The sequence below is a fragment of the Clostridium sp. D5 genome (assembly GCF_000190355.1).
GTDB lineage: Bacteria > Bacillota > Clostridia > Lachnospirales > Lachnospiraceae > Faecalicatena > Faecalicatena fissicatena_A.
Genome location: NZ_GL870844.1, coordinates 1 through 1,229 on the forward strand (window position 1 = coordinate 1; position 1,229 = coordinate 1,229).

Annotated in this window: 2 protein-coding genes; both read right to left on the reverse strand. The window is 56.6% G+C overall.

Annotated features, from left to right (window positions below; translation table 11 throughout):
• On the reverse strand, nucleotides 1-183 hold a 183-nt coding region (locus HMPREF0240_RS23215), incomplete at its 3' end, for a hypothetical protein (protein ID WP_035314797.1).
• Nucleotides 184-216: 33 nt separating this feature from the next.
• The coding region (gene atpD, locus HMPREF0240_RS23220) for a F0F1 ATP synthase subunit beta (protein WP_035314798.1) at nucleotides 217-1,229 on the reverse strand (1,013 nt) is incomplete at its 5' end.

Here is a 1,229-nt window from a genome sequence, read left to right on the forward strand (position 1 = left end):
CTCTTTACTCTCCGCTTCCCGGATCTTTACCTCTCCCTTTTCCAGGCGCTTCAGTGCAAGGCTGTGCCCCGCCATATATCCTTCCTGTCCCGAAGCTTCCTCTACAATCACCATCTCAACTTCCCCGGAATAGAAGAGTTGCTGCGGCGTTACAATCTCCAATAAAAATCTATTTGCTGCCATTCGCCCTCCTCCTGTCTTCTCCTGCGGCATTTCTTATACATTCCCGCCCTGGGCGTACTTTTCTACCACATCTTCAATTCCTCCTGCAAACAGGAACATGGATTCCGGGATCTCGTCGTGTCTGCCTTCCAGAATCTCCCGGAAGCCCCGGATGGTTTCTTTGAGCGGCACGTACTTGCCCGCCATTCCCGTAAACTGCTCCGCCACATAAAACGGCTGGGAAAGGAATCTCTGCAGTTTTCTTGCCCGGGACACGATGAGCTTATCTTCTTCTGAGAGCTCCTCCATTCCCAGGATTGCGATGATATCCTGCAGGTCATTATATTTCTGCAGCACCTCCTGCACCTCTCGGGCAGTCTGGTAATGCTCTTCCCCCAGGATTAAGGGGTCCATAATCCGGGATGTGGATTCCAGCGGATCCACCGCCGGGTAGATCCCAAGCTCCGTGATTGCACGGCTGAGCACCGTGGTGGCATCCAGATGGGCAAAGGTGGTGGCCGGTGCCGGGTCTGTCAGGTCATCGGCCGGCACATACACCGCCTGCACCGACGTGATGGATCCGTCACGCGTGGAGGTGATCCGTTCCTGCAGCGCACCCATCTCCGTTGCCAGCGTGGGCTGGTACCCTACGGCTGAGGGCACACGCCCCAGAAGTGCGGACACTTCGGAACCTGCCTGCGTAAACCGGAAGATGTTGTCGATGAACAGCAGCACGTCCTGGTGTTCCTTATCCCGGAAATGCTCTGCCATGGTCAGCCCCGTCAGAGCCACACGCATCCTGGCTCCCGGCGGCTCGTTCATCTGCCCGAATACCATGGCGGTCTTATCAATGACTCCGGATTCCTGCATCTCATAGTACAGGTCGTTTCCTTCCCTGGTACGCTCGCCTACCCCTGCAAATACAGAGATCCCGCCGTGCTCCTTTGCGATGTTGTTGATCAGTTCCTGGATCAGCACGGTCTTTCCTACGCCGGCGCCCCCGAACAGACCCACCTTTCCGCCTTTGGTGTAGGGGGCCAGCAGGTCAATGACCTTGATCCCCGTCT